The organism is Pseudomonas cichorii, from assembly GCF_019719005.1.
GTDB classification, from domain to species: Bacteria; Pseudomonadota; Gammaproteobacteria; order Pseudomonadales; family Pseudomonadaceae; genus Aquipseudomonas; species Aquipseudomonas cichorii_E.
The window spans coordinates 136,925-163,729 of the sequence record NZ_JAIGPJ010000007.1; the positions used below are offsets into that span (position 1 = coordinate 136,925).

The following is a 26,805-nucleotide window of genomic DNA, read 5'->3' on the forward strand; positions in this document are numbered from 1 at the left end:
GGTCACTGCTCCAGCGTATTCTTCCGGATATGACCATTCTGCAAGATCATCGCCAGACGCTCGCCTTGACCTACCAGACAATCAATATCGGTCAGTGGGTCGCCGTCGACTACCAGCAGGTCGGCCAGTGCGCCGGGTGCGATACAGCCCAGCTCACCCTCGCGCTGAAGAATCTGTGCCGCCACGCTGGTGGCGCTGCGCAGGGCTGCAAGATTGCCCAGCAGTTCGGCCCGAATCTTCAGCTCGTGGCTCTGGTACTCATGCATTTCGCCGAGCAGGTCCGAGCCATAGCCCATGGGCACGCCCGCTTCGGCGAACAGCAGCAGGGCATTGCGTCCGGCCTGACGCACGTCTTCGATCTTGGCCACCGAGTCGGCTGGTAGTCCGAAGCGTTCTCCATATTGGGCGAGCATTTCATAGGTGACTTGAGTCGGTACTGCAAAAGCCCCTTTTTCAGCCATCAGGCGTGCAGTGTCGGCATCCACCAGATTGCCGTGCTCGATGGTGCGCACGCCGCATTCGATGGCGCGGCGAATGGCGCGTGCCGTATAGGCGTGAGCCATTACATAGGTGTTGGCGGCTTCGGCCTCGTCGACGATGGCGCGGATTTCGGCTTCGCTGTATTGGGTGTTGGCAATCGGGTCGGTGGGCGAAGAAACGCCTCCGGAAGCCATGATCTTTATCTGGTTCGCACCTTGTTGCAGTTCTTCGCGAACCGCCAGGCGCACATTGTCGACACCGTCCACCACCCGGGCGATGGCCCCGGCGCGGAAGCAGCAGGAGCAGGGTTCATTCAGCAGCAACTCGCCACGGGCGCGCATGTCGCCGTGGCCACCGGTCTGTGACAAGGCCTTGCCCGATGCAAAGATCTTCGGTCCGGGAATCAGCCCCAACTGGATGGAACGGGCCAATGCCCAGTCGGCACCGCCGGCATCACGCACGGTGGTGAAGCCGCGTTGCAGCATGGCGGCCAGAATCGGAAGTGCGCGGTACATGATGATGGCGTTGGGTTGCAGGGCATTGAAACCCAGGTTGGCATTGGAGGCCAGAACATGAACATGGCAGTCGATCAGGCCAGGCATCAGGGTCTTGCCGCCCAGATCGATAACCCTGGCCCCGGCTTCGGCGGGTTCGCCAGCAGGGCGTACGGCGACAATGCGCTCACCTTCGATCACGACTTCCTGATCGGCGATCAATTGACCCTGTTGCAGATCAAGCAAGCGACCGTTGCGCAGTATCAGGCGGGAAGAGTCAGTGTGATTCATTGAAGGGCTCCAGTCAGAGGACGATGTGATGCGTGCTTGCGGTCGCGATAGAGCATCGCGCCGGTGCCGCTGATGATTGCTGCAAACATGATGTAGAAAGCCGGGGCCACGTTGCTGCCGGTCGAGGCGATCAGCCAGGTGATGGTGAAGGTGGCGAAGCCGCCGAAGATCGTGACCGCGAAGTTGTAGGCCACCGACAACCCGGTCGACAGCACGTGGGTCGGCAGCAACTCGCCGAATGCCGCGAGGATCGAGCCGATGTAGCCCGAAATCAGCAGGCCGAGCACCAGTTCAAAGACCAGCAGCGAAAACAGCCCCGGCATCTGGTTGATGAAGAGAAACATCGGGTAGGCGCTGAAGAAAATGGCCACTGCCGAGCCGAGGAGCCATGGCCGACGACCATAACGATCCGCAAGCGCCCCGACGATGGGTGTGGCCACGATCAGTACTGCGCCGCCCATCATCCCGGCGCTGAATCCCATCCATGAAGGCAGGCCGAGCACCCGCTGGGCGTATGACGGAATGTAAAACAGGACGGCGTAGGTGCAGACTGTCCAGAGCACGACCAGCGAGAAACTGATCAGGGTCTGGCGCGGATAGGTACGCAAGACTTCACGCAAGGGCGATTCGACAGTCTTGCTGGCCTTGTAGACCGGCGTTTCATCGACGCGGCTACGAATGTAGAAGCCCACCGGGCCGATCAGGGTTCCGATCAGAAATGGCACGCGCCAGCCCCAGCTTTCCAGTTGTGCCTGGGTCAGGTAACTGGACAGGACGGCACCCAGCGCGGAACCAAGCAATACGGCCACGCCAATGCTGGCTTGAATCCAGCTGGAGTAGAAGGCTTTCTTGCCTTCGGGTGCGTGCTCGGTCAGGAAGGCCGTGGCGCTGCCCATCTCGCCGCCCGCCGAGAAACCTTGCAGCAGGCGCGCCAGCACAATCAGCACCGGAGCCATCAGGCCTATCTGCGCATAGCTGGGGGTGATGGCGATGATCAGTGTGCCAAGGGCCATGAGCAGAATGGTCAGCGAAAGTGCCGCCTTGCGCCCGTGCTTGTCGCCATAGATGCCCAGCACGATACCGCCCACCGGGCGCATGAAAAAGCCGACGCCGAAGGTTGCCAATGCCAAGAGGTAGGAAGTCAGTTCGCTGCCGGTGGGGAAGAACACCTTGGCGATGATGACAGAAAAGAAGCTGTAGACCGTGAAGTCGAACCATTCCAGGCCATTGCCGATGACCGTGGCGGTCACCGCACGGCGGGCCTTTTGGTTGTGGGTGCGTGATGGAGATGCGTGTTCTGTGCTCACTTTTTTGACTCCTGCATGCAAGACATGCAGGAAACAACCCTGCATTTATAAGGGGGCAGAGTTGAAAAGCTGAAACATTATTCGGATCTAATGCCCGGTTGCGTTCGAGATTAGGCTTCGGCCTGGATTTGAGAAAGCGATCATTACGCAGGTTTGCATGCGTTTGGCGCATGCAAGTCAGTTGGCAATCTCATTGCTCAGCCATTTTTCGAAGGCTCGGGCAGCACGTCTTGGCATCTTGCCGCTGGGGGTGAGCAGGTAATAGCCGCCGATGGCACCGATATCCGAGTTGCATGCAGGCACCAGGGCACCGGATTGCACATGGCGATCAATCATCGGTCGCCAGCCCAGCACAATGCCGTGACCGGCTATGGCCAGATCCACGAGTACCGGATAGAGGTTCACGGTCATGCGCTGGTGGATCAGCGAAGCGTCCACGCCCTGGCGACCGAACCAGTCGTTCCAGGACAGCCATTGGCGCTGGCCGTCTTCGAGCATCAGCAGGCAGTGATCGAGCAGTTGCACCGGCTCCAGTGTCTGTCCGTCCAGATAATCCGGTGAGCAATAGGCATTCACCGATTCGGCAAACAGCAGACGGCTATCCAGCCCGGGTGGGGATTTTTCACGCAGGAAGTACAGCGCCAGGTCGAACTCGGCCCGGATCAGAGAATCCAGCCCGTCGACCACCCGCAGGCGTATGTCCACCGCGGGGAATTCGTCCTTGTAGCGACCCAGTAACGGACCCAGCCACAGCGCTGCCACGCCGCTGGAGCAGGCCAGGGTCAGTTGCTGTTCGCCGCTGTGGGTGATGACCTGAGCCGTGGCTTCGGCGCATTGAGTCAGGATCCGATGAATTTCTTCGGCATAGATCTGGCCCGCGATCGTCAGGTGAATGCGCTTGTGTTCGCGACGAAACAACGCCCGGCCCAGAAAATCTTCCAGTTGCGCGACCTGCCGGCTGATTGCGCTTTGGGTCAGGTGCAACTCGGTGGCTGCCCGGGTGAAACTGCCGTGGCGAACGGTGGCTTCAAAGGCGATCAGGTTCTGAAGTGGCGGAAGGGGTTCTATGCGCACAGAGGCTCCGTATTACAAACCATCGGGAAAGGGTGTCGACAGCAGCCAGTCCCTGAACACGCAGAGTGACGGCAGGTTCTGGAAGCGCGTGGCGTACACCAGATAGTAATTGCGGCCACTGTCCATGGGCTCGAACAGCGTGACCAGTTCGCCGCTGTTGATTTCATCCTGCACCAGAATGCGCGGCACCAGTGCCACGCCAATACCCGCCGCCACGGCCTGAATCAGGTGTGCGGTCAGCTCGAAACTCGGGCCGGGGCGCATGATGTGGTGGTCGAGCTGGTTTCTGTCGAACCAGTCGGACCAGGTATTGGGCCGCGAAACTACGCTTAGCAGCGAGTGCTGGGCAATCTGGCCTGGCGTCATGGACTCATGGCCAGCGAGTGCCGAAGGGCTGGCGATAAGCACCAGTTTTTCCGCAATCAGCGGATGGGCGATATAGCCCGGCCAATTGCCTGTGCCTGCACAGATGATCGCGTTCATGTCGCTGGCCGCAGGCGTCAGGTCGGCATGCACGATGCGCGAGTGGATATGCACCACATGGCCCGGATGCCTAGCATAAAAGTCATGCATGCGCGGCAGCAGCCACTTTGAGCCGAATGTGGGCAGCACGGCCAAGTGCAGGGTTCCGCCTTCGGACTTGTGGGCGATGGTCTGTAGCGTCGCGCTGCGAATCCGGCCCAGAGCGGCTGCCAGCTCATGCTGATACAACGCACCCGCCGTGGTCAGCTCGATACGTCGACCATCGCGCTTGAACAGCTCCACTTCAAGTTGCGCCTCAAGCGCCTGCACCTGACGGCTGACCGCGCTCTGGGTCAGGGCCAGCTCGTCGGCGGCCTTGGTGAAGCTGACATGACGCGCCGCTGCTTCAAAAGCGATAAGCAGTGACATCGAAGGCGTGAGTCTTCTCGGGTTCATTCATAAAACTCATGGAAAAACGGCAGGTTTTACATTTGCGCTCTTGGCCCTGAAGCCTGAAAATCAGCGTCAACCGTTGATAAAGCCATGCTCGGAGCGCTCTGAAGCATACGTGCTTTACCTATAAAAGTTTGCATATAAAAGTTTGCATATAAAAAGCCTAGCCTGTCAGGAAGCCACCATGATTGCCCTCTTGAAACCGACCTCTGCGCAGGTCGATCACTACGACCGTTTCCTCAATGCTCTGGTGCAGGAAGGGTTTCGAGGCGAAATCGCCAGGGATCATGGCTCACGAACCGTTCTGGCAACCGACAACTCGATCTACCAGCGTATGCCCCAGGCGGCGGTTTTTCCTCGCGACAGCGCCGATGTCGAGATACTTGCGCGACTGGCCGGGCGTGCCGAGCACAAGCAGGTGGTATTGACGCCACGGGGCGGCGGCACCGGGACCAACGGGCAATCCCTGACCGATGGCGTGGTGGTCGACCTCTCGCGGCACATGAACCGTATTCTGGAAATCAACGTCGAAGAGCGCTGGGTGCGGGTGCAGACCGGCGTGGTCAAGGACCAGCTCAACGCAGCGCTCAAACCTCACGGGCTGTTCTTTGCCCCTGAGCTGTCCACCTCCAACCGCGCAACGGTCGGCGGCATGATCAACACCGATGCCAGCGGCCAGGGCAGTTGCACCTACGGCAAGACCCGTGACCACGTGCTGGAATTGTCGACGGTGCTGCTCGGTGGCTCGCGCATACACAGCCTGGCCATGGGGGCCGAGCAACTGGAGTCGGAGCAGGCCCGAACCGATCGGGCAGGGGACGCCTATCGCTGCGCCAGCGAGATCGCCGATACCCAGGCGCAGTTGATCAAGGATATTTTCCCGCCGCTCAACCGTTGCCTGACCGGCTACGACCTGGCTCACCTGCGCGAAACCGATGGCCGTTTCAACCTCAATAGCGTGCTGTGCGGCTCGGAAGGCTCACTGGGCTTTATCGTCGAAGCCAAACTCAATGTGCTGCCGATTCCCAAGCATTCGATTCTGGTCAACGTGCGTTATGCCGGTTTCATGGATGCCCTGCGCGACGCCAAGGCACTCATGGCGCTCAAGCCGCTGTCCATCGAAACCGTGGACTCCAAAGTCCTGATGCTCGCCATGCAGGACATCGTCTGGCATGGCGTGGCCGAATACTTTCCTCAGGACCCGAATACCCCGACGCTGGGGATCAACCTGATCGAATTCTGCGGCGACGATGCGAGTGAAGTGGAGCAGCGGGTCCATGCCTTCGTCGAGCATTTGCAGAACGACACCTCGGTAGTACGACTGGGCCATACGCTGGCGGTGGGCAGCGCGGCGGTCAATCGGGTCTACGCCATGCGCAAGCGTTCGGTAGGCTTGTTGGGCAACGTCAAGGGCGAAGCCAGGCCTCAGCCGTTTGTCGAAGACACCGCCGTGCCGCCTGAAAACCTTGCCGATTACATTCAGGAATTCCGGGCGCTGCTGGACAGCTACAACCTGCAATACGGCATGTTTGGCCATGTGGATGCCGGCGTGCTGCACGTGCGGCCGATCCTCGACATGAAAGACCCGGTGCAGGCCGCGTTGGTGCGTCCGATTTCCGATGCAGTCGCGGCCCTGACCAAACGCTACGGCGGTTTGTTGTGGGGTGAGCACGGCAAGGGCCTGCGCTCGCAATATGTGCCGGAATACTTCGGCGAGCTGTACCCGGCGCTTCAGGCCCTCAAGGCTGCGTTCGATCCGTTCAACCAGCTCAACCCCGGCAAGATCGCGACGCCTGCAACCGTACCGACTGCCAGACTGACGCTGGTGGACGAAGTGCAATTGCGAGGCGATCTGGATCGTCGTATCGACGAGCGCGTCTGGCAGAGCTACGAAAGCGCCGTGCACTGTAACGGCAACGGTGCCTGCTACAACTACGATGCCGACGACGCCATGTGCCCGTCCTGGAAGGCTACCCGCAATCGCATTCATTCGCCGAAGGGCAGGGCTTCTCTGGTCCGTGAATGGCTGCGCCTGCAAGGTGAACAGAATATCGATGTGCTGACCGCCAGCGCCCGTGCCCGCTCGGCCAATGTCATCAAGAGTCTGGTGAGTAAAACAGCCAATACACTGGGCCGTCTCAGAGGCCAGAAAGACTTTTCCCACGAAGTCTATGACGCCATGGCTGGTTGTCTGGCCTGTAAATCCTGCGCTGGCCAGTGCCCGGTCAAGGTCAATGTGCCGGAATTCCGTTCGCGTTTCCTGGAGTTGTACCACAGTCGCTACCTGCGCCCGCTGAAGGATTACCTGATCGGCTCGCTGGAATTCAGCATCCCGTATCTGGCTCGCTTCCCGAAACTCTACAACGCCATGATGGGGGCCAAGCCCGTTCGCTATCTGCTTGAGCATGTGGCGGGCATGGTGGACAGCCCCTTGCTGAGCCTGATGGATTTCCGCGCCGCCTGTGCTCGCTGGAATGTCGGCATCGCCACGCCAGAGCGCCTTGCTGCGCTGTCGGAGCAGCAACGCAAGCGTACGGTGATTCTGGTTCAGGATGCCTTCACTCGTTACTTCGAGACTCATCTGGCGGCGGACTGGCTGGAGCTGATTTCACGTCTGGGCTATCAGGTTTACCTGGCACCCTTCGCGCCAAACGGCAAGCCGCTGCAAGTGCAGGGCTTCCTGGCGGCCTTTGAAAAAGCCGCCAGTTTCAACAGCCAATCGTTGCGCAAGCTTGAGGCTTACGGCATCCCGCTGGTGGGGCTCGACCCGGCCATGACCCTGGTTTACCGGCAGGAATACAGCAAGACCCTGGGCAGCGAAAATGCACCCACGGTGCTGCTGCCACAAGAGTGGCTGGCTGCGCAGATGGAAGAAACCGGGCAGGTCCAGCAGGGCGAAACCTATTACTTCCTGCCGCACTGCACCGAGAAAACCAACGAACCGGGCAGCGTCGGCCTGTGGCAGAAGGTCTTCGCCCGTACCGGTCTGAAGCTTGAAGTACTGGCCAGCGGTTGCTGTGGCATGTCAGGCACCTACGGCCACGAAACCCGCAATGCCAAGCATTCGGACACCATCTACAGCCAGTCCTGGCAACCGTTGGTGGCTCGCCACAATGGCGAGGGTCGGCTGGTTGCCGATGGCTACTCCTGCCGCAGCCAGGTCAAGCGCCAGGACGGGCAAGTGGTGCAGCATCCACTGCAAATACTATTGGCTCATATCTAAAACGGTGGGAGCGGACTTGTCCGCGAAGACGGCTTTCCCAGACACATAAATATGTGTGGGATGTTCCGGCCCTTCGCGAATGAGCGGAGCGCCGCCCGATTCGCTCCCACAATCCGTGCGAATGGGGTCAAACCAGATACCGCCGAAACCATCCCACGGTCCTGTCCCATGCCAGATTGGCGGCAGCCTCGTCGTATCGTGGGGTGGAGTCGTTGTGGAAGCCGTGGTTGGCACCCGGATAGATGTAGGTTTCGTAATGGGTGCCAGCCGCTTTCAACGCCGCTTCATACGCGGGCCAGCCTTCGTTGATGCGAGTATCCAGCTCGCCGTAGTGAATCATGATCGGTGCCTTGATCCGCACGACGTCTTCGGACTTGGGCTGGCGACCATAGAATGAAACTGCTGCTCCCAATTCCGGATAAGCCACGGCCGCCGCATTGGCAACGCCGCCGCCATAGCAGAAGCCGGTGATGCCAACCTTGCCGGTGGTTGCGTCATGTTTCATCAGCCATTCGATGGCGGCGAAGAAGTCGTTCATGAGTTTTTCAGGATCGACTTTCTGTTGAAGCTCGCGACCCTTGTCATCGTTACCCGGATAACCGCCCACCGAGGACAGGCCGTCGGGTGCCAGTGCAATGAAGCCTGCCTTGGCAGCGCGTCGGGCGACGTCTTCGATATAAGGGTTGAGCCCACGGTTTTCATGGGCAACCACAATCGCAGGCAGCTTGCCGCTGGCTTTCGCCGGACGCACCAGATAACCACGCACTTGCCCATGGCCTTTTGGCGAAGGGTAATTGACGTATTCGGCAATGATATCCGGGTCGGTGAACGCCACTTGTTCGGCCAGCGCGTAGTTCGGGCTCAGCGAAGCCAGCAGAGCCGTGGCGGTCAGGCCTCCCAGGGTGAACAGGGCAGCACGGTCGAGAAATTCGCGTCTGTTGATCTTGCCGTGGGCGTAGTAGTCGTACAGCTCAAGCAGTTCAGGGGCAAAGTCTTTGGCGGTGAGACGATCCATCTGCATGCTTCCTGTCAGATCATTGGGGTTTCTATTAAAGCAGCTTTGATGTCGAGGTGCCGCTCGTGGCACCTCGACATCCGGTCAGGATCAGAACTCCAGTGTGACCCCGGTATACAAGGCACGCCCATCGCCCGGCGAGTGCAGGGAATCGACGGCACCGTCCGGGTCATACCAGACGTACTCGTAGTAGCGGTTGGTCAGGTTCTTGAGTTGCAGGTCGAAGCTCACTGAATCGCTCACTTTCCAGGTCGCGCCCAGGTTCATCAGCACATAGCCGCCATAGGTGCCTTGGGTGTTTTCCCGCTCCAGATAGTAGTTGGTCTGGCCGTTCATCCAGGCGGTCAATTGCAAGGCGGGAGTGGCCTGATACGTCATACCCGCGTTGTACAGATGATGGGGGATATGGTCGATTTCCCGGCCCTTGCTGTTGGGCAAGGTGGCACTGGGCTCAAGGATTTTCGAGTATTGCCATGAGTAAGCCATCCATATTTCAGTGCGCTCGTTTGGATGCAGGTTTACTTGCAGGTCATAACCCCAGCGCCGGGTTTCCCCGACGTTGTCCGATTCGCCACTCGGGTCGTTCAGCCTGCGGCTGACCTCGCCACTGGCTTCCTGCTGCCAGTAGGCAACCCGGCCATCCATCCAGCGGGTGGGCGTGAACTTGATCCCGGTTTCCCAGCCTTCGTTGATCGACGGTGCCAGATCGGTATCCCGTGGCGGAATCTTGTAGGCCGCAGCGCCTGTGCCGACCTGAAAGGTGCGTCCCCAGTTGGCATAGAAACTGGCCACGTCCCAGGGCGAATACACCACGCTGAGTTTGGGTTGCTTGATCAGGCCGTAGTCATTGATGTCGTAGTCCAGGCCGGTCATTTCATTGGTGAAGTCGCCCTGGATCTTGTCGACCCGATAGGCCGGAACGATTTTCAGCGACTCGAACGGCTTGATCTCGGCCTGGACATACGCGCCGTAAGTGTCGAAATCGAATTGCTGATCGCGGGTCTGAGCCTGACGAACCCGATTCAGGGTGCGATAGCGCTCGCTCTTGTTTTCCTGCTGCTGCATGTCCGCTCCACCTTCCAGGGCGAAGTCATACAGCCAGCTGACTTCCGGACGCCAGGTCAGGGAGGTGAGGGCACCGTACTGGGTTTCGTAGGCATCCCGTTCCTGTTGTGAGGAGGTTCTCCAGTACTGGGTCCAGCGTCGATCATCGAAGGTATTGATGTAGGTCTTCGCCGACCATGCCAGGGTGTCGGCCAGGTCTGTGTCGAAATGCAGGCTGACCTGATTCATGCGCCGCGTGCCCTTGTCGGTGGCGTTGTAGCTGTTGGTCATGGTCGGGTGATGACGGGCATTTTCTTCGCTCAGGTAACCGGGCTCTTGGGCTTCGGTTTCGTAATGCCGGGCAATCAGGCCGATGCGATAGCTCTCGTCGTCCGGGGTATAGAACCACTTGCCGGACATGGAGAATTTGTCGGCTTCGGCATGATCCCGATAGCCATCGGATTTCTGATAGGCAAAGAAATAGTTCTGGCTCCAGTTGCTGTTCTCGAAGCCTTTGGACAGCTGGGTTTCCTGAGTATTGAAGCTGCCGTAGCGAATCCGCGCCTTGGTGTAGTTGCCGCCGGTGCGGGTCAGCATGTTGACGTTGCCTGCGATGTTATTCAGGCCATAGCGCGCATCGCTGGTACCGCGCACCACCTCGATGCTGTCCAGCTCCATGGGGAAAATCATGTCCATGAACGGCATGTTGCCGTCGTTGCTGTTGCTCGGAATGCCGTCGATCAACAGTTTCACTGCGTTGATTTCGCCTTCGCCATTAAAGCCGCGAAAGGAAATCTTGCCGGAAGTGGTGCCCTGATTGAATTCGGTAAGGATCACGCCCGGCGCACGGCTGAACAGCTCCCAGCTGTAATTGACCGGCATCTTTTCGAGAATGTCGCCACCCAGAATATCCACCGAACTCAGCACGCTGCTGGTGCTGAGCGGGCCGCTGCTGTTGCCCTGAACGGTGACGGAGCCGAGGGTCAGGGTCGAGTTTTCAACCTGGGTTTCGGCAAGGGCGGCGGACAACGGCGTCAGGGCAAATACCCCGCAGGTCAGCGCCTGACAGAGGGAGCGGGACACAGGGGCATGCATTGCGCGTGGCAATGTAGAAAAAACAGGCATAGCACTTACTTCCTGGAGACCAAGATATTTCAAGGACGTGGAATGGCCGTTCAAGGCGTTCCAGCGCCAGACAAGAAAAGCCGCGCCACAGTCGGCGGGCGGGTAAGGCGTGGTCAGGCCAGGGGAGAGGCGCGCGGGGTCAGACTGGGCCAGCGAACCCTGGGATGCAGCGTCGGCTGCTCGGGGTTGTCCAGTGCTGTATCAGGGGTGTAGCGAGGCAGAAAGTGTCGGTAGTAATCGGCTGGCAGCGCCGCCAGACCTGCATGGCCACAGCAGCAATCGCCATGCTGCATGGCGGCTTTCGAGGAAGCGGGTTGCGACGTATCGATCAGTTTCTTGAAACCGGGCGACAAGGCGATCGAACCGCTCCCGGAGCAGAACCCGCCCCACAGCAACAGATGCACATCCGGCGGCTGCATGGCGCGGCTCATCGGCATGGCCAGCATGTTGAGCAACACAGCCAGACAAGCGATCCAGGGACTGATGCGTTTCATTGAAGCCATGGGTGGGCCCGGAGCAAGAAGGCCGCCATTTAGCCGTATTTGATCAGGGAATGTAAATGCTTCTGTGGGCCGTATTTCAAGGGCGCAGAAGGGGATGAAAAGATTGGGGTGTGGCTATTTGACATCTTGATATTTTGTCATTTAGTGTCGTGGCCTGAGAAAAGGTTCTCAAGATATTTCACTCAAGCAGGGAGGCTGCTTCGCAATGGCCACTACCATCAGTACCGCGTCGATCAAGTCAGTACGTGTGCATCCGGGGCTGGGGATTGCCCGGGTCGGCAATGCGTTGGGTCATGACGAATATGTCCTGGCCGCAGAGGTTCCCGGAGCGGTTGCGAGCAGTGCGGATGGACAGTTTCGCGATGCCAACGGGCACTTGCGACGCCAGGCCGTGCGTTTTCGGATCTACGCTGAACTGACTGATGGATCGGTCCAGGAGCTTACCCTCGCCGATGGTGTGAAGATCGACTGGACCGTGGAACTCGCCAACCTCAAGGCCGGTTGGTACGACTTCGAGAATGCCATGGACCTGCCCGCGCCTTACGCCAAGAAAGCCGGTCGACGCAATCCGGCGGTCATTGGCAAGCAGCGCAAGGCGCTGGATATCCGTCCTGGTCCCAGAACCATCAGCGGTCGCAACAAGCAGGGCAAGGCCTTCCACTTCGACACCGGCGAGTTCTACAGCAAACCGGTCTATCTGGGCGAGTTGCGCACCGACGAAGAAGGTCGGCTCATTGCGCTGGGTGGTCATGGGCATTCCGCACCGCTCAAGGCGGGTACCAAGCCTGTCACCTTCGCCAACAATGAAGATTGGCATGACGACATTTCCGATGGTCCGGTCTACGCCCGTGTGACCTTCGCCAATGGCGATGTCCTTGAGGCCGAGCCTGGTTTCCTGGCGGTGACGCCGCCCAACTATGCGCCGGGCCTGTTCGGTGTGGTCACCATGGAAGACGTGGTGCGCAACCTGTATGTGAGCAATGGTCAACTGCCTGCCCACAAGAAGACTGAATTCACCCGCGACATCTGGCCGATCTTCGACCGCCTGACCAATATGCAGTGGACCAACCATGGTATTTACCTGCTTAGCGGCTCCGGCTCGCCACTGGATACCAAGAACAAGGCAGTCTTGAAGAAACTGGCCGATCCGTCTGCAAAGAATGCCGAGTTCCGCACCAGGGTCTTCGATCTTTTCCGTATCCCGAACGGCACTGGGGCGTTCACGTCTGCGCTATTGCCGTTCTATGGCGATTACTACGGCGATTATTCCGATGAAGAGGGTGCAGGCCTTGCCGTGACGCCTTTGATGTACAAGGCACTGGAAAACTGGGTGAAAGGGGATTTTGTCTCCGACTGGAAAGGTGAACCGGCTATCCCCGCGTTCTCGTCACTCAAACCAAAAGAGCAGGCCGAAGCGCTGGATCGGGTAGGGCTGCATGAATGTCTGGGCGGGCCGTTCCACCCTGGCATCGAACTGACCTGGTTCATGCGTGTGTCCAGCGTCTGGAAAAGTCCTTATCGCCTGGCCGTTCTGCCTCAGGGCCATGTCGTACGCCAGGATTACGGCAGCAAGCTGACACCGGAAGTCTGCCTGAGCAAAGGCGGCCCGCTGGACGGCGTAGGTCCAGGTTCCCTGACCCGCGCACTGGGCGTGCCATGGCAGACCGACGGCGCATCCTGCCTGTCCGATGCGGAATACGAACCGGGCTCTTATCTGTCCTTCCCCAGCTACTGGGGTGCCCGCGTGCCTAACAGCGTGCTCAGCAACGAGGCCTGGCAGCGTGTCGGTTCGACATTGTCGAGTGAGCCGCAGCAGCTCAAGAACTTCTCCTATCGCGAAGACTGGTTGCGCGACCTGAAAGGTTCCTACCTGGTGCGTATCAACAAGATGGTCAGCCAGTGGTGGGAGCTTGGCGTTCTGGTCAGCCAGGAAACATCGCCCGAGCTGCAAAAGAAACTGGGGCTGCCAGCCCAGGCCTGGGTAGAAACCGGTCGACCGGCAAGCGCCGTCGGCCCCAACACCAAGGTTGCCTTGCTCGCGGCCATCGAAGCTCTGGACCATCCACAGCCGTTGCTCAAAGGGGCTGAACTCGAAAAAGCCAAGCCGGGCAAGCATGTTGCACCACGCCGGTTGCGCAGGGACGAGATTTGACCCTCGTGTACGACGTTCTGATCGTGGGCGCCGGACCGGCAGGTTCGGCGCTTGCCATCTGCCTGGCCGAAGCAGGGCTTGATGTCTGCATGGTCGATCGTGGCGAAGCAGGCCAGCCACGGCCCGGTGAATGCCTGTCGCCCGAGGCGGTGCCGTCACTGGCCGCGCTTGGGCATGCCGACTTGCTGGAAGATATTTCGGCTGCGCGCCGCTGTTGCGGCGTGCAGTCCATCTGGATGACGCCGCAGCGGGACTTTCGCGATTACTTCGCCGAACGTTCATCCCATGGTTATTTCCTGGACCGTCAGGTGTTCGATGCCCGTTTGCGGGACAAGGCACAGGCCGCCGGTGTGGTGATGGAGCAGGGCGTTCAAGTGACCCATGCCGAATTCGCTGCAGTCACCACGCTGACGGGCTTGCGTGGCGCGCAGCCCTGGAGCGGTAAAGCCCGTTTCGTGGTCGATGCTTCGGGCAAATCCAGCGGCATTGCACGGCTCGGGGGGGCAGGAAGGCGGCGCTTGAGTCGTCAGGTGGCCGTGGCCGCCTGTTTGCCTGCCGGTACTTCGGAGCAGGCATCAACCGACTGGCTGTTGATCGAGGCGGACGCACTGGGCTGGTGGTCTGGCGCGACGTCAGCCAGCGGCCAGCGCCATCTGGTGCGCTTCTTTCCAGAAGGCGGCGATGTCGGCCGCAGCCCGGCCGAGCTTGCCCTGCAACTGCAACAGACAAAGCTGATGCACCTCTACGCCACTGCCGACGAGTTGTCGGTGGCATCTGTGCAGGTACTCGATGCAGGTTGTTCGGCACTGGACTGTGTCGCGACGTCGCAATGGCTTGCAGTGGGTGAGGCGGCAATCGCTTTCGACCCGGTGACTTCTCAAGGCCTGGCCCATGCGTTCGGTGCCAGCCAGCCGGCAGCCAACGCGATACTGGAATACCTGCATCACGGTCGCACGGACAAGCTTGAACGTTATGACCAGCAAACTCGCATCACCCTGGCGCATTCCCTCAAGGGGCTCATGAACCACTACGCGCAATGCCATAGCCTGGCGAGTGTCGGCTGAGCCTTTGCTGTGCAAGCGGGAGGCAGATCAGGTCGGTAAATCTCTAACTCTCAAGAGGAACCATTGACCGTGCAACCCAGTCATTTGTGCGGTCCCGCCATCGAGTTGTAGTCATGCTGATTGCACTGCTGATTTTCGTCGTCACTATAATTCTGGTCATCTGGCAGCCCAAGGGGCTGGGCGTAGGCTGGAGCGCAGCCTTCGGTGCGGTTCTGGCGCTTTTGACCGGTGCGGTCAGCCTGAGTGATATTCCTGCCGTCTGGCATATCGTGTGGAATGCCACCGGTACTTTCATCGCTCTGATCATCATCAGCCTGTTGCTGGATGAAGCCGGTTTCTTCGAGTGGTCTGCGCTGCACGTGGCACGTTGGGGTGGGGGGAGCAGCAAAAAACTGTTTGCCTTTATCATCCTGCTCGGCGCTGCGGTTTCTGCGTTGTTTGCCAATGATGGGGCCGCGCTGATTCTGACCCCTATCGTGATTCCCATGCTTTTGGCGTTGCGATTCTCACCGGCCGCAACCCTGGCGTTCGTCATGGCTGCCGGATTCATCGCCGATACAGCCAGCCTGCCATTGGTGGTTTCGAATCTGGTCAATATCGTTTCGGCTGACTACTTCGACATTGGTTTCAAGCGCTATGCCTCGGTCATGGTGCCGGTCAACTTCGTCAGTATCGCGGCCACGCTGGGCATGCTGATGTGGTATTTCCGCAAGGATCTGCCCGCCACCTACGACGTGACACAACTGCAGCGTCCCGGCGAGGCGATTCGTGACCGTGCGACCTTTATCGCGGGCTGGTGGGTGCTGGGGTTGCTGCTGGTGGGCTGCTTCGTGATCGAACCCCTCGGCATACCGGTCAGTGCAATTGCTGCTGCCTGTGCCCTGGTGCTCTATGTCATCGCGGCGATGGGGCACAGGATCGGAACCGGCAAGGTGCTCAAAGGCGCGCCCTGGCAAGTGGTGGTGTTTTCCCTGGGGATGTACCTGGTAGTGTATGGCCTGAAGAACGCTGGCCTGACCGATTACATCGCCAGAATTCTCAACGTCTTTGCAGGCTATGGAATCTGGGGTGCTTCCCTGGGGACCGGGCTGTTGAGCGCATTGCTGTCGTCGATCATGAATAACATGCCGACCGTGCTGGTCGGGGCGTTATCCATTCATGCGGCCGGGGTCGATGGCGTCATTCACGATGCCATGGTCTACGCCAATATCATCGGCTGCGACCTGGGACCCAAGATCACGCCCATAGGCAGCCTTGCCACACTGCTCTGGCTGCATGTGCTCGCCCGCAAGAACATCACCATCAGTTGGGGGTACTACTTGAAGGTCGGCATCGTGCTGACGCTTCCCATCCTTGTCGTCACCCTGAGCGCTCTGGCCGTTCGTTTGAGCCTCTGATACCGAAGATGTGTCACGCTATGCCAGCCAGCCCTGAGAAGGCTGGTCAAATCGAATGTAGGCAGGTGTTCAAATGAGTGAAGTTACACGGCAAATGCGTCTGGGCCTTTTCATTCAGGCCGCAGGTCATCATTCGGCTGGCTGGCGTTACCCCGGAGCCGAGTCCGGAAGTGAAAACTTCACGCTGATCCGTCGCCTGACCCTGGCCGCCGAAAAAGCCAAACTGGACATGGTGTTCTTCGGCGACAAGCTGGTGACCGGTCCCAAGGAACATCCTTCCATGATCGTGCGCCTGGAGCCCGTTGCGTTGCTGGGCGCGCTGGCGGCGATCACCGAGCGCATCGGGCTGGTGGCGACGGCCTCGACCACCTACAGCGAGCCTTACACCATCGCCCGGCAGTTCGCGAGCATCGATCACTTGTCCGAAGGCCGTGCTGGCTGGAACGTGGTAACCACCGGCTACGACAGCGCAGCCAACTTCACCCGCGCCACCCATCCCGACCATGCCCAGCGCTATGCCGTGGCCGAGGAGTTCGTCGATGTGGTGCGTGGCTTGTGGGACAGCTGGGAAGAGGGCGCTTATGTGCGCGACAGCGAAAGTGGCGTGTACCTTGACCCGGACAAACTGCACAGCCTGGATCACAAGGGCGAGTTCTTCTCCATCGCCGGGCCGCTCAACCTGACCCGCGCTCCGCAAGGTCATCCGGTACTGGTTCAGGCTGGTTCATCAGGGCCGGGTATGGCCTTGGCGGCGCGCATCGGTGAAGTGGTGTTCACCGCCCAGCAAGGTCTGGAAGAAGCCCAGCAGTTCTATCGCGACCTCAAGGCGCAAGTCGTCGCTCAGGGGCGCTCGCCGGATCATTGTCTGGTGATGCCCGGTGTCATGCCGATCCTTGGCAAGACCGCCGCCGAAGCCCTGGCACGTTTCGATCACCTGCAAAGCTGGACCGATCAGGAAGCTGCCTTGCTGATGGTTGCGGATCGTCTGGGGCAGGATCTTTCCGGCTTCGATCTGGACCAGCCGCTGCCGGACTTGCCGCTGCCGCAAAACATGCAAAGCCGCGCTCGCCTGTTGCTGGACCTCTCACACCGCGACGGCCTGACCCTGCGCCAGATCTGCAACCTGGCCGCTGGAGCACGGGGCCACAAAATCGTTGTCGGCACCCCGCAACGTGTGGCGGATGAACTGATTGCCTGGTTCGAGGGCCGCGCAGCCGATGGCTTCAACCTGATGCCCTCACACTTCCCGCAAGGCCTGGACGATTTTGTCGACGGCGTGCTGCCGATCCTGCGCAAACACAAACTGTTTCGTGAGGAATATAGCGGGAGCACGCTGCGCGAGCATTTGGGGTTGCCTGTCCCGGAGAATCGCTGGGCATAAGCTACAAGCTACAAGCTACAAGCTACAAGCGGCAGGCTGTGAGCTTTTAACTTGCAGCTTGCCGCTTAAGGCTTGCAACTTTCCCCCATTACACCCCACCCCTTGCTCCCATATCCAATGCAAATCCCGCAAATAACTTTTGCGGTTCTTACATAACCTCCAGACGCTGCATTCCTGCTTGTTTATGCCTTTTTGAAATAAGCATGAGGGGTTTCGGTATTTACGAAGAACGCTGGCGTTGTGGTTAAACGTCATCGCCTGCTGGCCAGACAGTGCCAGTGGTTTTCTACGGAGTCCGAAACCGCCCATGTCATTGCGTTCTTATCTTCTTGTTGCATTGCTGCTAAGTCTTGGCCTGACGCTGAAGCCTGCGGTTGCGGCGCAGCTCAATATTGCGGTGTCCGATATCGGGGCTGGCAGCAAGCCTGCCGGTGGCGGTCTGGTGGATGTCATTCATGCCCAGCAGCGTCTTGAGCAGGCGTTCAGTGCCGAGGGCGTGACGGTCAAATGGCACTTCTTCAAGGGTGCTGCGCCGCTGATCAACGAGGCGTTCGCCAATGGCCAGCTAGACATGGCCTATCTCGGTGATCTGGGCAGCATTGTCGGCAAGTCGGGCGGGCTCGATACGCGGGTGGTTGCTGTCGCGGCCCGGGGCGTCGCGCATTATCTGGCGGTACCGCCGGGTTCGTCGATTCATGCTCTGGCAGACCTCAAGGGCAAGCGTGTCGGCCTGTTTCGCGGGACTGCCGCGCAGCTTTCGTTCATTGATGCACTGCGCACCGCCGGGCTGACCGAAAAGGATATGAGCGTCATCAATCTCGATTTCGCTGCCGCCAGCGCGGCGCTGGCCGCCAGGCAGATCGATGCGACCTGGGGCGGTATCAATATCCTGGCGCTGCGCGAGCGGGGCCAGGCTCAGGTGCCTGTCTCGACCCGCGAACTGGGTGGTGCGGGTGAGTTGTCCGGTCTGGTTCTGGTGTCGCAGAAACTGCTCGACGAGCATCCGGACCGGGTCCGCAGGATCGTTCAGGTCCAGCGTGAGGCATCGAACTGGGCCAGCGACCCGCACAACCGCGAGGCCTATATCCAGTTACTGGCCGATCAGGCGTCTTACCCTGCCAATCTGCTGAAGGCCAATCTGGAAGGTGCGCCGCCATTGTCGGTGCTGCTGTCGCCGGAGCTGGACAGCGGTTTTGTCGAACGCCTCAAACAGTCCATCGGCAGTGCCAGGGAGGCGCGCCTGATTCGTCGTGATATCGATGTGGATCAGTGGCTCGCGCCGCAATTTCTGCAACAGACCCGACCTTGAACCTTATCTGCCGACAGCACCTCGCTGACGGTACGGCATCCCTTGCTCGCTGGAATACCCCATGAAACGTGAAGCTCAGCAAAAATACCTCCCTTGGGTCACCGGCATGGCGCTGGCCATGGCAGTAGCGCCCGCGATGGCCGAAACCACGACCCGTCTGGGCACCGTGCAGGTCGAGGGCGTGCGCGAAGCCGACCCTCAGCAGCCGCCTTCGTCAAAGCGCGAGCTGAGCGGCAAGACCCTTGAGCAGCAAGGCATCTACCGGCTTGAAGACCTGCAACAAGTAGCCTCGGGGCTGGATGTGGCCACAGTGGATTCCTACGACACGCGCATGACCATTCGGGGCGTGGGCGATGGTGGCGGCACCGAAATCAACATCGGCATGCCCAGCAGCGTCGGGCTGTTTCTGGACAACGTTTACCTGAGTCGTCCGGGCATGATGTCCAACGACCTGCTGGATATCGAAAGCGCTGATGTACTGAGCGGGCCGCAAGGCACCCTCAAGGGTTTCAACACCACAGGCGGCGCGGTGGATATCCATAGCCGCAAGCCAACCTTCACCCCTGAAGGCTCGTTGCGCCAGTCTATCGGCCAGCGCGGCTATACCCAGACCCAGGCGATGTTCTCCGGGCCGCTGACCGAAACCCTGGCGGGTCGCATCAACCTGTCACACACCGAAAAGGGCGGTTACATCAAGAACATCTACACCGGCCATGATCTGGGCGGCAGCAATCAGGACGGCATTCGCGGGCAGTTGCTCTGGCAGCCAGCGGACGACTTCAGCTTGCGGATCATCGCTGATTACAACAAGGCGACCAGTGAACCGGTGTCTGTGCTGGACAAGGCCAATACCGTCAACGGCACGGTGCCTTACCTGAACCGCACGGCGCTGGTGGGCGCGACGGTGGTCGGCGGTGGCTACAAGGTCAACGCAGACGATGAAAACCAGGCATACGTGCGCCAGGGTGGTTTGTCAGCAGAGGCGAACTGGACACTGGCCAACGGTTACAACCTGCGCTCGGTGTCGTCGTTCCGCTATTTCGGTTTCCAGCCCAACAACACCGATGCCCTGAACATTCCCCTGTATGCGGGCAGCGGTGCCGATGTGCGCGACCGTATCTGGTCCCAGGACATTCGTCTGGATTCACCCAAGGGTGAGCTTTTCGACTACGCCATCGGGGCCACCTACTGGGGCGAGAACCTGGACACCTTTGCCCACGATTACTACGCCGCGGGCACTCGCACCACGCAGTATTACGGCAACACCTCCAACACCGGCAAGACAGTAAAACGCTGGGGCGAGATCAACGACACGGTGTTTTCGCTCTATGCCCAAGGCACGCTGCACGTTACCGAGAAGTTCGATATCACCGCCGGGCTGCGTGACAGCTACAACAAAAAATCCGGCTCGTTTCGCCGGGTCAACAAGAACGATTTCGACTCGGGCGAGCTGAACCAGTACAGCCAGTTGCCCGCCGGGATGCTCAACTTCAGCTACTTCTTCATGCCCAACCTGCAAGGCTATTTCACCGTGGCCTATGGCGAAAAGGCCGGTGGTCTGAACGTGTCCTCGGGGGCGGCCAACACCGCCGGTTTCGACAGCCTGCTGATCGAACCTGAGGAAACCCTTGGCAGTGAACTGGGGCTCAAGAGCCGCTGGCTCGATAACCGGGTCATCGTGGATGCAGCCTTGTTCTGGTCGAAAGTGCGTAAATTCCAGACCACGGCCTATGATCTGGAAAGCCAGAGCAGCTACCTGATCAACGCCGGCACCATGCAATCGCGTGGCCTGGAAACCAATCTGACCCTCAAGCCGCTGGATGGCCTGAGCATCAACTTCAACGGCACATTGCTGGACAACACGTATCTGGACTTCAAGGGCGGCAGATGCCCGGCTGAAGTGACGCTTGCGCCTCGTCCGCCAGCCTCCTGCGACCTGAGCGGCAGCCGGGTGTTCCGCTCGCCGAAACTCACCTACAACCTGAGCAGCCGCTACGAGTGGCAGGCATTCGAGGGCCTGGAAGCCTTTGTCGCCGGGCGCTACTCGTATCGCACCTGGGCTTACGGCACCGTGGACAACTCCGAATTCACCCGCATTCCGGGCTATGGCCTGCTGAGCCTGTCCACCGGCCTGAGCGGCCAATACAACGAGGGCACCTGGAACGCTTCTTTGTGGGCCAATAACGTCACGGACAAACGCTATTACCGCTCACTGAATGCTGGTGACTATGGCTCGGCCTTTGGTGTGGTGGGTGAGCCGCGCACCTTGGGCATGACCGTTGGCTACGACTTCTAAAGGCCCTGACCGATGAGCAGATTTCTACTCGATCGCCGCAGCTTCATGCGCGCCGGTGCTGTACTGACAGGCTCCGCGCCCTTTATCGGCAGCGCTCTGGCTGCTCAGCCGGCCCCCAAGGCCGAGGCCCGACTCGGGTGGCTGGGCAAGCAAATCCCGGCGTCGTTCAGCGGCGTGACCTGGGGCACGCCATGGCCCTGGGGGCAGGTTGCCGCTGGCAGTCAGTTTCAGATTCACGGCAGCGATGGATCGACACCGCCGTTGCAAAGCTGGCCGCTGGCTTACTGGCCTGATGGCAGCCTGAAATGGACCGCCCATGCCATGGGGCCGCAGCAGGGCGTTGCAGAGCATTACGATCTGCGCCCGGGCAGCGTCGCCGCACCTGAAGGACGTGGGCTGGCCAGTGAAAACGATGAGCAGATCCGCATCGACACCGGCGTGTTGCAATGCGTCATTTCGCGTCAGGGCGAAAACCTGCTGCGCAGCGTCAGCCGCAAAGACCGGCTCACGCTGCAGAACGGGCATTTGCTGTTGCAAGTCCAGGGCGACCCGGATCAGCCCGCAGCGCCGATACGGCAATACCGCAGTGAAATACAACGCGCCGTGCTGGAACAGAATGGCCCGGTCCGGGCGGTAGTAGCCTTGCACGGCACCCATCGCCTGCAAGGCGGCGACGGGACTTTGCTGCCTTTCATCGTGCGTATCTATGCCTACGCCAACAGTGAAAACCTGCGCCTGATTCACACCTTGCTGATCGATATCGATGAGCAGCATGACTTCATCAAGGGCGTGGGCCTGCGTTTCGATACGCCGCTCGATCAACCCTTGCATGACCGGCACGTGCGTTTCGTCGCTGCCAACGGCGGGGTCTTTGCCGAAGCAGTGCGCGGCCTGACCGGCCTGCGCCGCAATCCGGGCGACGAGATCATGCGCGCTCAGGTCGAAGGCAGAAGCACCGGTCCTGTGGAAGGCTTTGCCCCGGAAGTTGCCAATCGACTGCACTACATTCCCGCGTTCGGCAGCTATCGCTTGCTGCAGGCGCACCCGGACGGTTACCAGATCAGCAAGCGCACAACGTCCGGCCAGAGCTGGCTCAACAGTGCCACGGGGCAAAGGGCGGCAGGCGTGGGGTATATCGGCTCGCCTCAGGGTGGCGTGGTATTCGGCCTGCGCAATTTCTGGCAGAGCTACCCGGCGCAGTTGGATATCGAAGGGGCGCAGACTGAAAGGGCGCAAGTCACCGTCTGGCTGTGGGCACCTCAGGCCGCACCGATGGACTTGCGCAGCTACCACGACGGCATGGGCCAGGACAGCTTCGTCAAACAGCGCGAAGCTCTGGAGATCACCTACGAAGATTATGAACCCGGCTTCGGCACGCCCTCGGGCGTCGCGCGGACCAGCGAGCTGGAATTGCAGTTCGTTGCAGCCACGCCCAGTGGCGCAGTGTTGCAACAGATTGCCTGGCGCATTCAAGAGCCACCTCTGCTGCTGGTTTCGCCCGAGCGCTTGCATGCCGCAGGCGTGTTCGGACCTGACTGGGCACCGGTCAGGAAAGAGAACGGGCGCAGGCAGCAGATCGAGCAACAACTGGCGTGGTATTTCGACTTCTATCGCGACGAGGTCGAACAGCGAAAGTGGTACGGGTTCTGGGACTACGGCGATGTCATGCACACCTATGACGAACAGCGGCATGTCTGGCGCTATGACGTGGGTGGCTTTGCCTGGGACAACTCGGAACTGAGCACCGACCTGTGGCTCTGGTACTACTTTTTGCGCACCGGTCGCCAGGATGTATTCCGCATGGCTGAAGCCATGACCCGTCATACCGGCGAAGTGGACGTGCATCATATCGGGCGGTTTGCGCCGCTGGGTTCGCGGCATAACGTTCAGCATTGGGGCGACAGCGCGAAACAGTTGCGCATTTCCACAGCCGCCAACCGCCGGTTTCTGTATTACCTGACCGCCGATGAACGCATCGGTGATTTGCTCCATGAGCAAGTGGAAGCCTTGCGCACCCTGCGCGACGTGGTGCCCGGTCGCAAGATCGGGCAGCAGCGTGATTCTCGCGACGGCTACGCCAGCATCACATTCGGCACCGATTGGGGAGCCATCGCAGCAGCCTGGCTGACCGACTGGGAGCGCAGCGGCGACCCGGCCATGGCACGCCGTCTGCTCAACAGCATGGAGACGATTGCCGCGCAGCCCCATGGCTTTTTCACCGGCCTTGGCAACATGCAACTGGACAGCGGACGCTTCGATATCGACACCAGCGGCAAGCTGTCGGTGTCGCATCTGTCGGCAGTATTCGGTCTGGCCGAGATCTGCAGCGAGCTGTTGCAACTGTTGCCCTCGGCCAGTTTCGAGCGTGCCTGGCTGGATTACTGCCGGTTGTACAACGCCCCGGCGGCAGAGCGGGAAAAAGCCCTGGGCGCACCACTGGCCAATCTCAATCTCGCCCAGGGCCATGCACGCCTGACGGCATTCGCGGCCTATCGATTGCGTGACCGTGGCTTGAAAGACCGGGCCTGGAAGGAGTTCTTCGGCGGCTCGGGCGGTATCCCGAAACCCAACCGAAGCCTGCATGTCGTGCAGCCGCCAGCCTATCTGTATCCGTTGAATGAGCCTGATCCCGTGTCGGTGATCGATGAGCATTCTGGAACATCCGCCGCGGCCAATCTATCGACCAATGCCGTGGCCCAGTGGGGCCTGACCGCTATCGCCTTGTTGGCGCTGGATAACTAGACGGTCCTTTATTCATCTGTTTCGAGACTGTATTCATGCCTCACCCGAACGTTGCACCCATCGCGCCTTCCAGCGTGGTGGTCCAGGATGATTTCCAGACCTTCAACACTCGACTCTGGAGCGCCGAAACCGAACTGCCGGAGCAATCCCGTGTCTGGGCCGAGCAAGGTCGCCTGATCATGGATACCCGCGCCGGAATGACCGTCTGGCTGCGCCTGCGCCTGAGCGGAGCCTACCGCATCGAATTCCTGCGCCAGGTTCTGGTGGCAGGGCAGGCCAATGATCGTCTGTCGGACATGAACGTCTTCTGGGGTGCCCATGATGGCGAGGCCAGCGAACTGATCGAGCGCGACGGCGTGCTGGAATCCTATGACTCGCTGGCCACCTGGTACGTGGGCATGGGCGGCAATACCAACACCACCACCCGGTTTCGTTACTACGACGGTCAGGGCAATCGTCCGTTACTGGGCGAGAAACTGGACGCTGCCCATCTGTTGGAAGCAGGGAGGATTTACCGGATTCGTATCGATGTGACCTCTTCAGCGACCCGCTATTGGGTCGATGAAGAGTTGCTGTTCGAGCAAGCGCTCGACGGGCTGCCGGTTGCCGGGTATTTCGGGCTGCGTTCGGTCTGGTCGCGTCAGGCCATCAGCCGCTTCAGTGTGCAAGCCCTGTAAGAGGCAGGTCGGCGAGTTCTTCTTGCGGCGGGTTCGCTTCCAGAGCCTGCATCGCCTGATCCGCCTCATGAAAGGCATCGATCAGGTTCTGCGCCAGGAATGACAGCTTGTAGCCGGCACGGCTGACAATGCCGTAGTGAGTGAAGAATTCCGGTGCCTGCGGGTCCAGGCCTGTCACGTTGAGCAGCTTGAGGCCCTGACGCAGGTAAGGGTTATTGCGGCTGACGTTGGTGGTGCCAATGGCATCGGAATGCTGGATGACACTGATCAGGCTGTAACCGTTATCGCATTCGATGCTGGTCTGGAAGTCTGGTCGTCCGCTGAGTTCAACCAGCGCCTTGCGCAGATTGGGCGGGCGCACGGTGCCCGCCAGCGGATAGCTGAACAATTGCTCGACGCTGACTTCATCGAACGCGGCCAGAGGATGTTCGCTACGGCAACAGAAACCCCAGCGATGCTGGCTGAGCAGCTCCACCCGATAATCCGGGTCGTGCTCGAAATTGCGGGCGTCGGCAACGAAGAACTCGCATTCCTCGGCCAGCAATCGCTGCCCGAGAGCCTGCCAGTTATCGACATGAAAACGCAGCCGGACCTTGGGCAGCCGCCGGGTGAAAAGCCCCAGCGCCTGAGGCATCAGCCAGGCCGCCGGAGCAGGGCCGCAGGCAAACGACAGCTCGCCGTCTTCGTGCTCGTTGAACTGATGCACCGCATTGATCAGGTCATGGGCATTGCCCACCATCAGCCGTGCGTGCTCCAGCACAATCAGGCCTTTCTTGGTGGGTGCAAGGTTTCGGGTGCGATCGATCAGGCGGGTTCCGAAGCTCTGTTCAAGCGCCTGAATGCTGCGGCTGAACGCCGACTGGGACAGGCTGACCGACTCGGCGGCAAGGCCGAAGTTGCGATGCTCCACCAAGGCAATGAAGTGCCGCAGTTGACGTAGATCCAGATGCATTGGTGGCCGTGATTGCAGGGGACAAGCGTGTGACTTTGCCGGATTTTCGCGGCATTTAAAAAGAATTAAAAACGCCTGTTCAATCGTATTCGGGCATAAAGCGATCAAGGCTCATCAGCCTCGACAATTGACGTAACATCGCCAGTCGATTCGTGCAGCCAGAGACTGCGTGTGAGTAGCGACGGACAATGAAAGGAGCGAAACAGTGAGCACATTCCCCGGCGACTTCCTATCGCTCAATGACTTTGAACAGGCCGCCCGGCGCATCCTGCCAAGGCCGTTGTATGCCTATGTCAGCGGTGCAGTTGAAGACGAGTGCTCGCTCAGGTTGAATCGTCAGGCCTTTGCCGAGTATGCGTTCCAGCCGCGCTTTCTGATCGACGTGTCGAAGCGCGATCAGAGCGTAACCCTGTTTGGCCAGACCTACAGCAGCCCTGCGGGTATCGCGCCGATGGGGCTGTCTGCACTGACCAGTTACCGTGGTGACATCACCATGGCCCAGGCGGCTCAGGCACGCCGGATGCCATGCATCATGAGCGGATCATCGCTGATTCGTCTGGAAGAGGTGATGGAAGCGGCTCCCGATACCTGGTTTCAGGCCTATCTGCCGGGTCACAGCGAGCAGATTGAGGCACTGATCGAACGGGTGGCCAGGGCAAGGGTCAGTACGCTTGTGGTCACGGTCGATATGCCCGTGTCATCCAACCGTGAAAACAACATTCGTGCGGGTTTCTCGACACCTTTGCGGCCCAGCCTGTCGCTGGGCTGGCAAGGCGTGACACACCCGCGCTGGTTGTTCGGTGTGTTCATGCGCACCTTTATGAACCACGGCATGCCGCACTTTGAGAACAATTACGCTACACGCGGCGCACCAGTGATGTCCCGTAATGTGCTCAGGGATTTTTCGGATCGCGGCCATTTGTCCTGGGAGCACATTGCAGCCGTGCGCAAACGCTGGAAGGGCGCGATGGTGCTCAAGGGCATTCTCAGCCCGCATGATGCTCTCATGGCACGGCAGCTTGGCATCGATGGTGTGATTGTTTCCAACCATGGTGGCCGTCAGCTGGATGGCAGCCTTTCACCCTTACAGGCGCTCCCGGCCATTGTCGATGCTGTCCCGGACCTCACGGTCATGCTGGACAGCGGCGTGCGACGTGCAACCGATGTGCTCAAGGCCATGGCGCTGGGTGCCAAGGCCGTGTTCATCGGTCGGCCATTCAATTACGCCGCCGCTGTCGCCGGGCAAGCGGGCGTGGCCCATGCACTGAAGCTGATTCATGATGAAATCAGCCGTGATATGGCGATGCTGGGCATCACACGCCTGGAGCAATTGACTGCGGAGTATCTGTTCAGACAGTCCTGAA

18 protein-coding genes are annotated in these 26,805 nt (G+C 59.9%); 10 read left to right on the forward strand and 8 right to left on the reverse strand.

What is annotated here, in order from left to right:
• Nucleotides 1–2 precede the first annotated feature (2 nt).
• The 4 genes from K5D32_RS08285 to K5D32_RS08300 all read right to left on the reverse strand — a co-directional run bounded on the left by K5D32_RS08285 (nucleotide 3) and on the right by K5D32_RS08300 (nucleotide 4,564).
• Nucleotides 3–1,265: an amidohydrolase family protein gene (locus K5D32_RS08285; protein WP_221599797.1), complete on the reverse strand. Its 1,263-nt coding sequence runs from the start codon at nucleotides 1,263–1,265 to the stop codon at nucleotides 3–5.
• A complete protein-coding gene (locus K5D32_RS08290) occupies nucleotides 1,262–2,572 on the reverse strand; it encodes an MFS transporter (RefSeq protein ID WP_311775777.1) in 1,311 nt (436 codons plus the stop codon). The genes K5D32_RS08285 and K5D32_RS08290 overlap by 4 nt, the downstream gene beginning before the upstream one ends.
• Nucleotides 2,573–2,749: 177 nt before the next feature.
• Complete coding sequence (locus K5D32_RS08295; protein WP_221599801.1) at nucleotides 2,750–3,646, reverse strand: LysR substrate-binding domain-containing protein; 897 nt, start codon at nucleotides 3,644–3,646, stop codon at nucleotides 2,750–2,752.
• 12 nt (nucleotides 3,647–3,658) lie between these two features.
• On the reverse strand, nucleotides 3,659–4,564 hold the full coding sequence (locus tag K5D32_RS08300; RefSeq protein ID WP_221599803.1) for a LysR substrate-binding domain-containing protein: 906 nt from the start codon (nucleotides 4,562–4,564) through the stop codon (nucleotides 3,659–3,661).
• A gap of 181 nt (nucleotides 4,565–4,745) precedes the next feature.
• On the opposite strand from K5D32_RS08300, the gene K5D32_RS08305 reads away from it, so the two are divergent.
• Complete coding sequence (locus K5D32_RS08305; RefSeq protein ID WP_221599805.1) at nucleotides 4,746–7,784, forward strand: FAD-binding and (Fe-S)-binding domain-containing protein; 3,039 nt, start codon at nucleotides 4,746–4,748, stop codon at nucleotides 7,782–7,784.
• 127 nt (nucleotides 7,785–7,911) lie between these two features.
• Here K5D32_RS08305 and yghX read toward each other — a convergent pair whose 3' ends face one another.
• The 3 genes from yghX to K5D32_RS08320 form a co-directional block, all read right to left on the reverse strand.
• Nucleotides 7,912–8,799 carry a YghX family hydrolase gene (gene yghX / locus K5D32_RS08310; protein WP_221577560.1) on the reverse strand — a complete coding sequence of 296 codons (888 nt, stop codon included), beginning with the start codon at nucleotides 8,797–8,799 and terminating at the stop codon, nucleotides 7,912–7,914.
• Nucleotides 8,800–8,889: 90 nt separating this feature from the next.
• Nucleotides 8,890–10,938, reverse strand: coding sequence for a TonB-dependent receptor (locus tag K5D32_RS08315; protein WP_221599848.1), 2,049 nt, complete (start codon nucleotides 10,936–10,938; stop codon nucleotides 8,890–8,892).
• Nucleotides 10,939–11,081: 143 nt separating this feature from the next.
• Nucleotides 11,082–11,471 (reverse strand): DUF2946 domain-containing protein, encoded by a 390-nt coding sequence (locus K5D32_RS08320; protein ID WP_221599807.1) that lies wholly within the window; start codon nucleotides 11,469–11,471, stop codon nucleotides 11,082–11,084.
• A 205-nt stretch (nucleotides 11,472–11,676) separates the two neighbouring features.
• On the opposite strand from K5D32_RS08320, the gene K5D32_RS08325 reads away from it, so the two are divergent.
• The 8 genes from K5D32_RS08325 to K5D32_RS08360 all read left to right on the forward strand — a co-directional run bounded on the left by K5D32_RS08325 (nucleotide 11,677) and on the right by K5D32_RS08360 (nucleotide 24,489).
• A complete protein-coding gene (locus K5D32_RS08325; RefSeq protein WP_221599809.1) occupies nucleotides 11,677–13,623 on the forward strand; it encodes a LodA/GoxA family CTQ-dependent oxidase in 1,947 nt (648 codons plus the stop codon).
• Between the two features lie 5 nt (nucleotides 13,624–13,628).
• Nucleotides 13,629–14,687 carry an NAD(P)/FAD-dependent oxidoreductase gene (locus K5D32_RS08330; protein WP_311775778.1) on the forward strand — a complete coding sequence of 353 codons (1,059 nt, stop codon included), beginning with the start codon at nucleotides 13,629–13,631 and terminating at the stop codon, nucleotides 14,685–14,687.
• Nucleotides 14,688–14,800: 113 nt separating this feature from the next.
• Entirely contained in the window at nucleotides 14,801–16,084 is a 1,284-nt protein-coding gene (locus tag K5D32_RS08335; RefSeq protein WP_221594767.1) for an arsenic transporter, read from the forward strand.
• A gap of 73 nt (nucleotides 16,085–16,157) precedes the next feature.
• Entirely contained in the window at nucleotides 16,158–17,465 is a 1,308-nt protein-coding gene (locus tag K5D32_RS08340; RefSeq protein WP_221599813.1) for an LLM class flavin-dependent oxidoreductase, read from the forward strand.
• A gap of 307 nt (nucleotides 17,466–17,772) precedes the next feature.
• Complete coding sequence (locus K5D32_RS08345) at nucleotides 17,773–18,774, forward strand: ABC transporter substrate-binding protein (RefSeq protein ID WP_221577554.1); 1,002 nt, start codon at nucleotides 17,773–17,775, stop codon at nucleotides 18,772–18,774.
• A 61-nt stretch (nucleotides 18,775–18,835) separates the two neighbouring features.
• Nucleotides 18,836–21,070, forward strand: a complete 2,235-nt coding sequence (locus K5D32_RS08350) for a TonB-dependent receptor (protein ID WP_221599815.1) — start codon at nucleotides 18,836–18,838, stop codon at nucleotides 21,068–21,070.
• A 12-nt stretch (nucleotides 21,071–21,082) separates the two neighbouring features.
• Nucleotides 21,083–23,812 carry a Tat pathway signal sequence domain protein gene (locus K5D32_RS08355; protein ID WP_221599817.1) on the forward strand — a complete coding sequence of 910 codons (2,730 nt, stop codon included), beginning with the start codon at nucleotides 21,083–21,085 and terminating at the stop codon, nucleotides 23,810–23,812.
• Nucleotides 23,813–23,847: 35 nt separating this feature from the next.
• Nucleotides 23,848–24,489: a DUF6250 domain-containing protein gene (locus K5D32_RS08360; RefSeq protein WP_221599819.1), complete on the forward strand. Its 642-nt coding sequence runs from the start codon at nucleotides 23,848–23,850 to the stop codon at nucleotides 24,487–24,489.
• On the opposite strand, the gene K5D32_RS08365 is transcribed toward K5D32_RS08360, so the two are convergent.
• On the reverse strand, nucleotides 24,470–25,441 hold the full coding sequence (locus K5D32_RS08365) for a LysR family transcriptional regulator (RefSeq protein WP_221599820.1): 972 nt from the start codon (nucleotides 25,439–25,441) through the stop codon (nucleotides 24,470–24,472). The two genes, K5D32_RS08360 and K5D32_RS08365, sit on opposite strands and share 20 nt — an antisense overlap.
• Nucleotides 25,442–25,646: 205 nt before the next feature.
• Between K5D32_RS08365 and K5D32_RS08370 the strand changes: the two genes are divergently transcribed.
• The gene (locus tag K5D32_RS08370; RefSeq protein WP_221599823.1) at nucleotides 25,647–26,804 is read left to right on the forward strand and encodes an alpha-hydroxy acid oxidase; all 1,158 of its coding nucleotides are present in this window, start codon (nucleotides 25,647–25,649) and stop codon (nucleotides 26,802–26,804) included.
• Nucleotide 26,805: the final 1 nt, after the last annotated feature.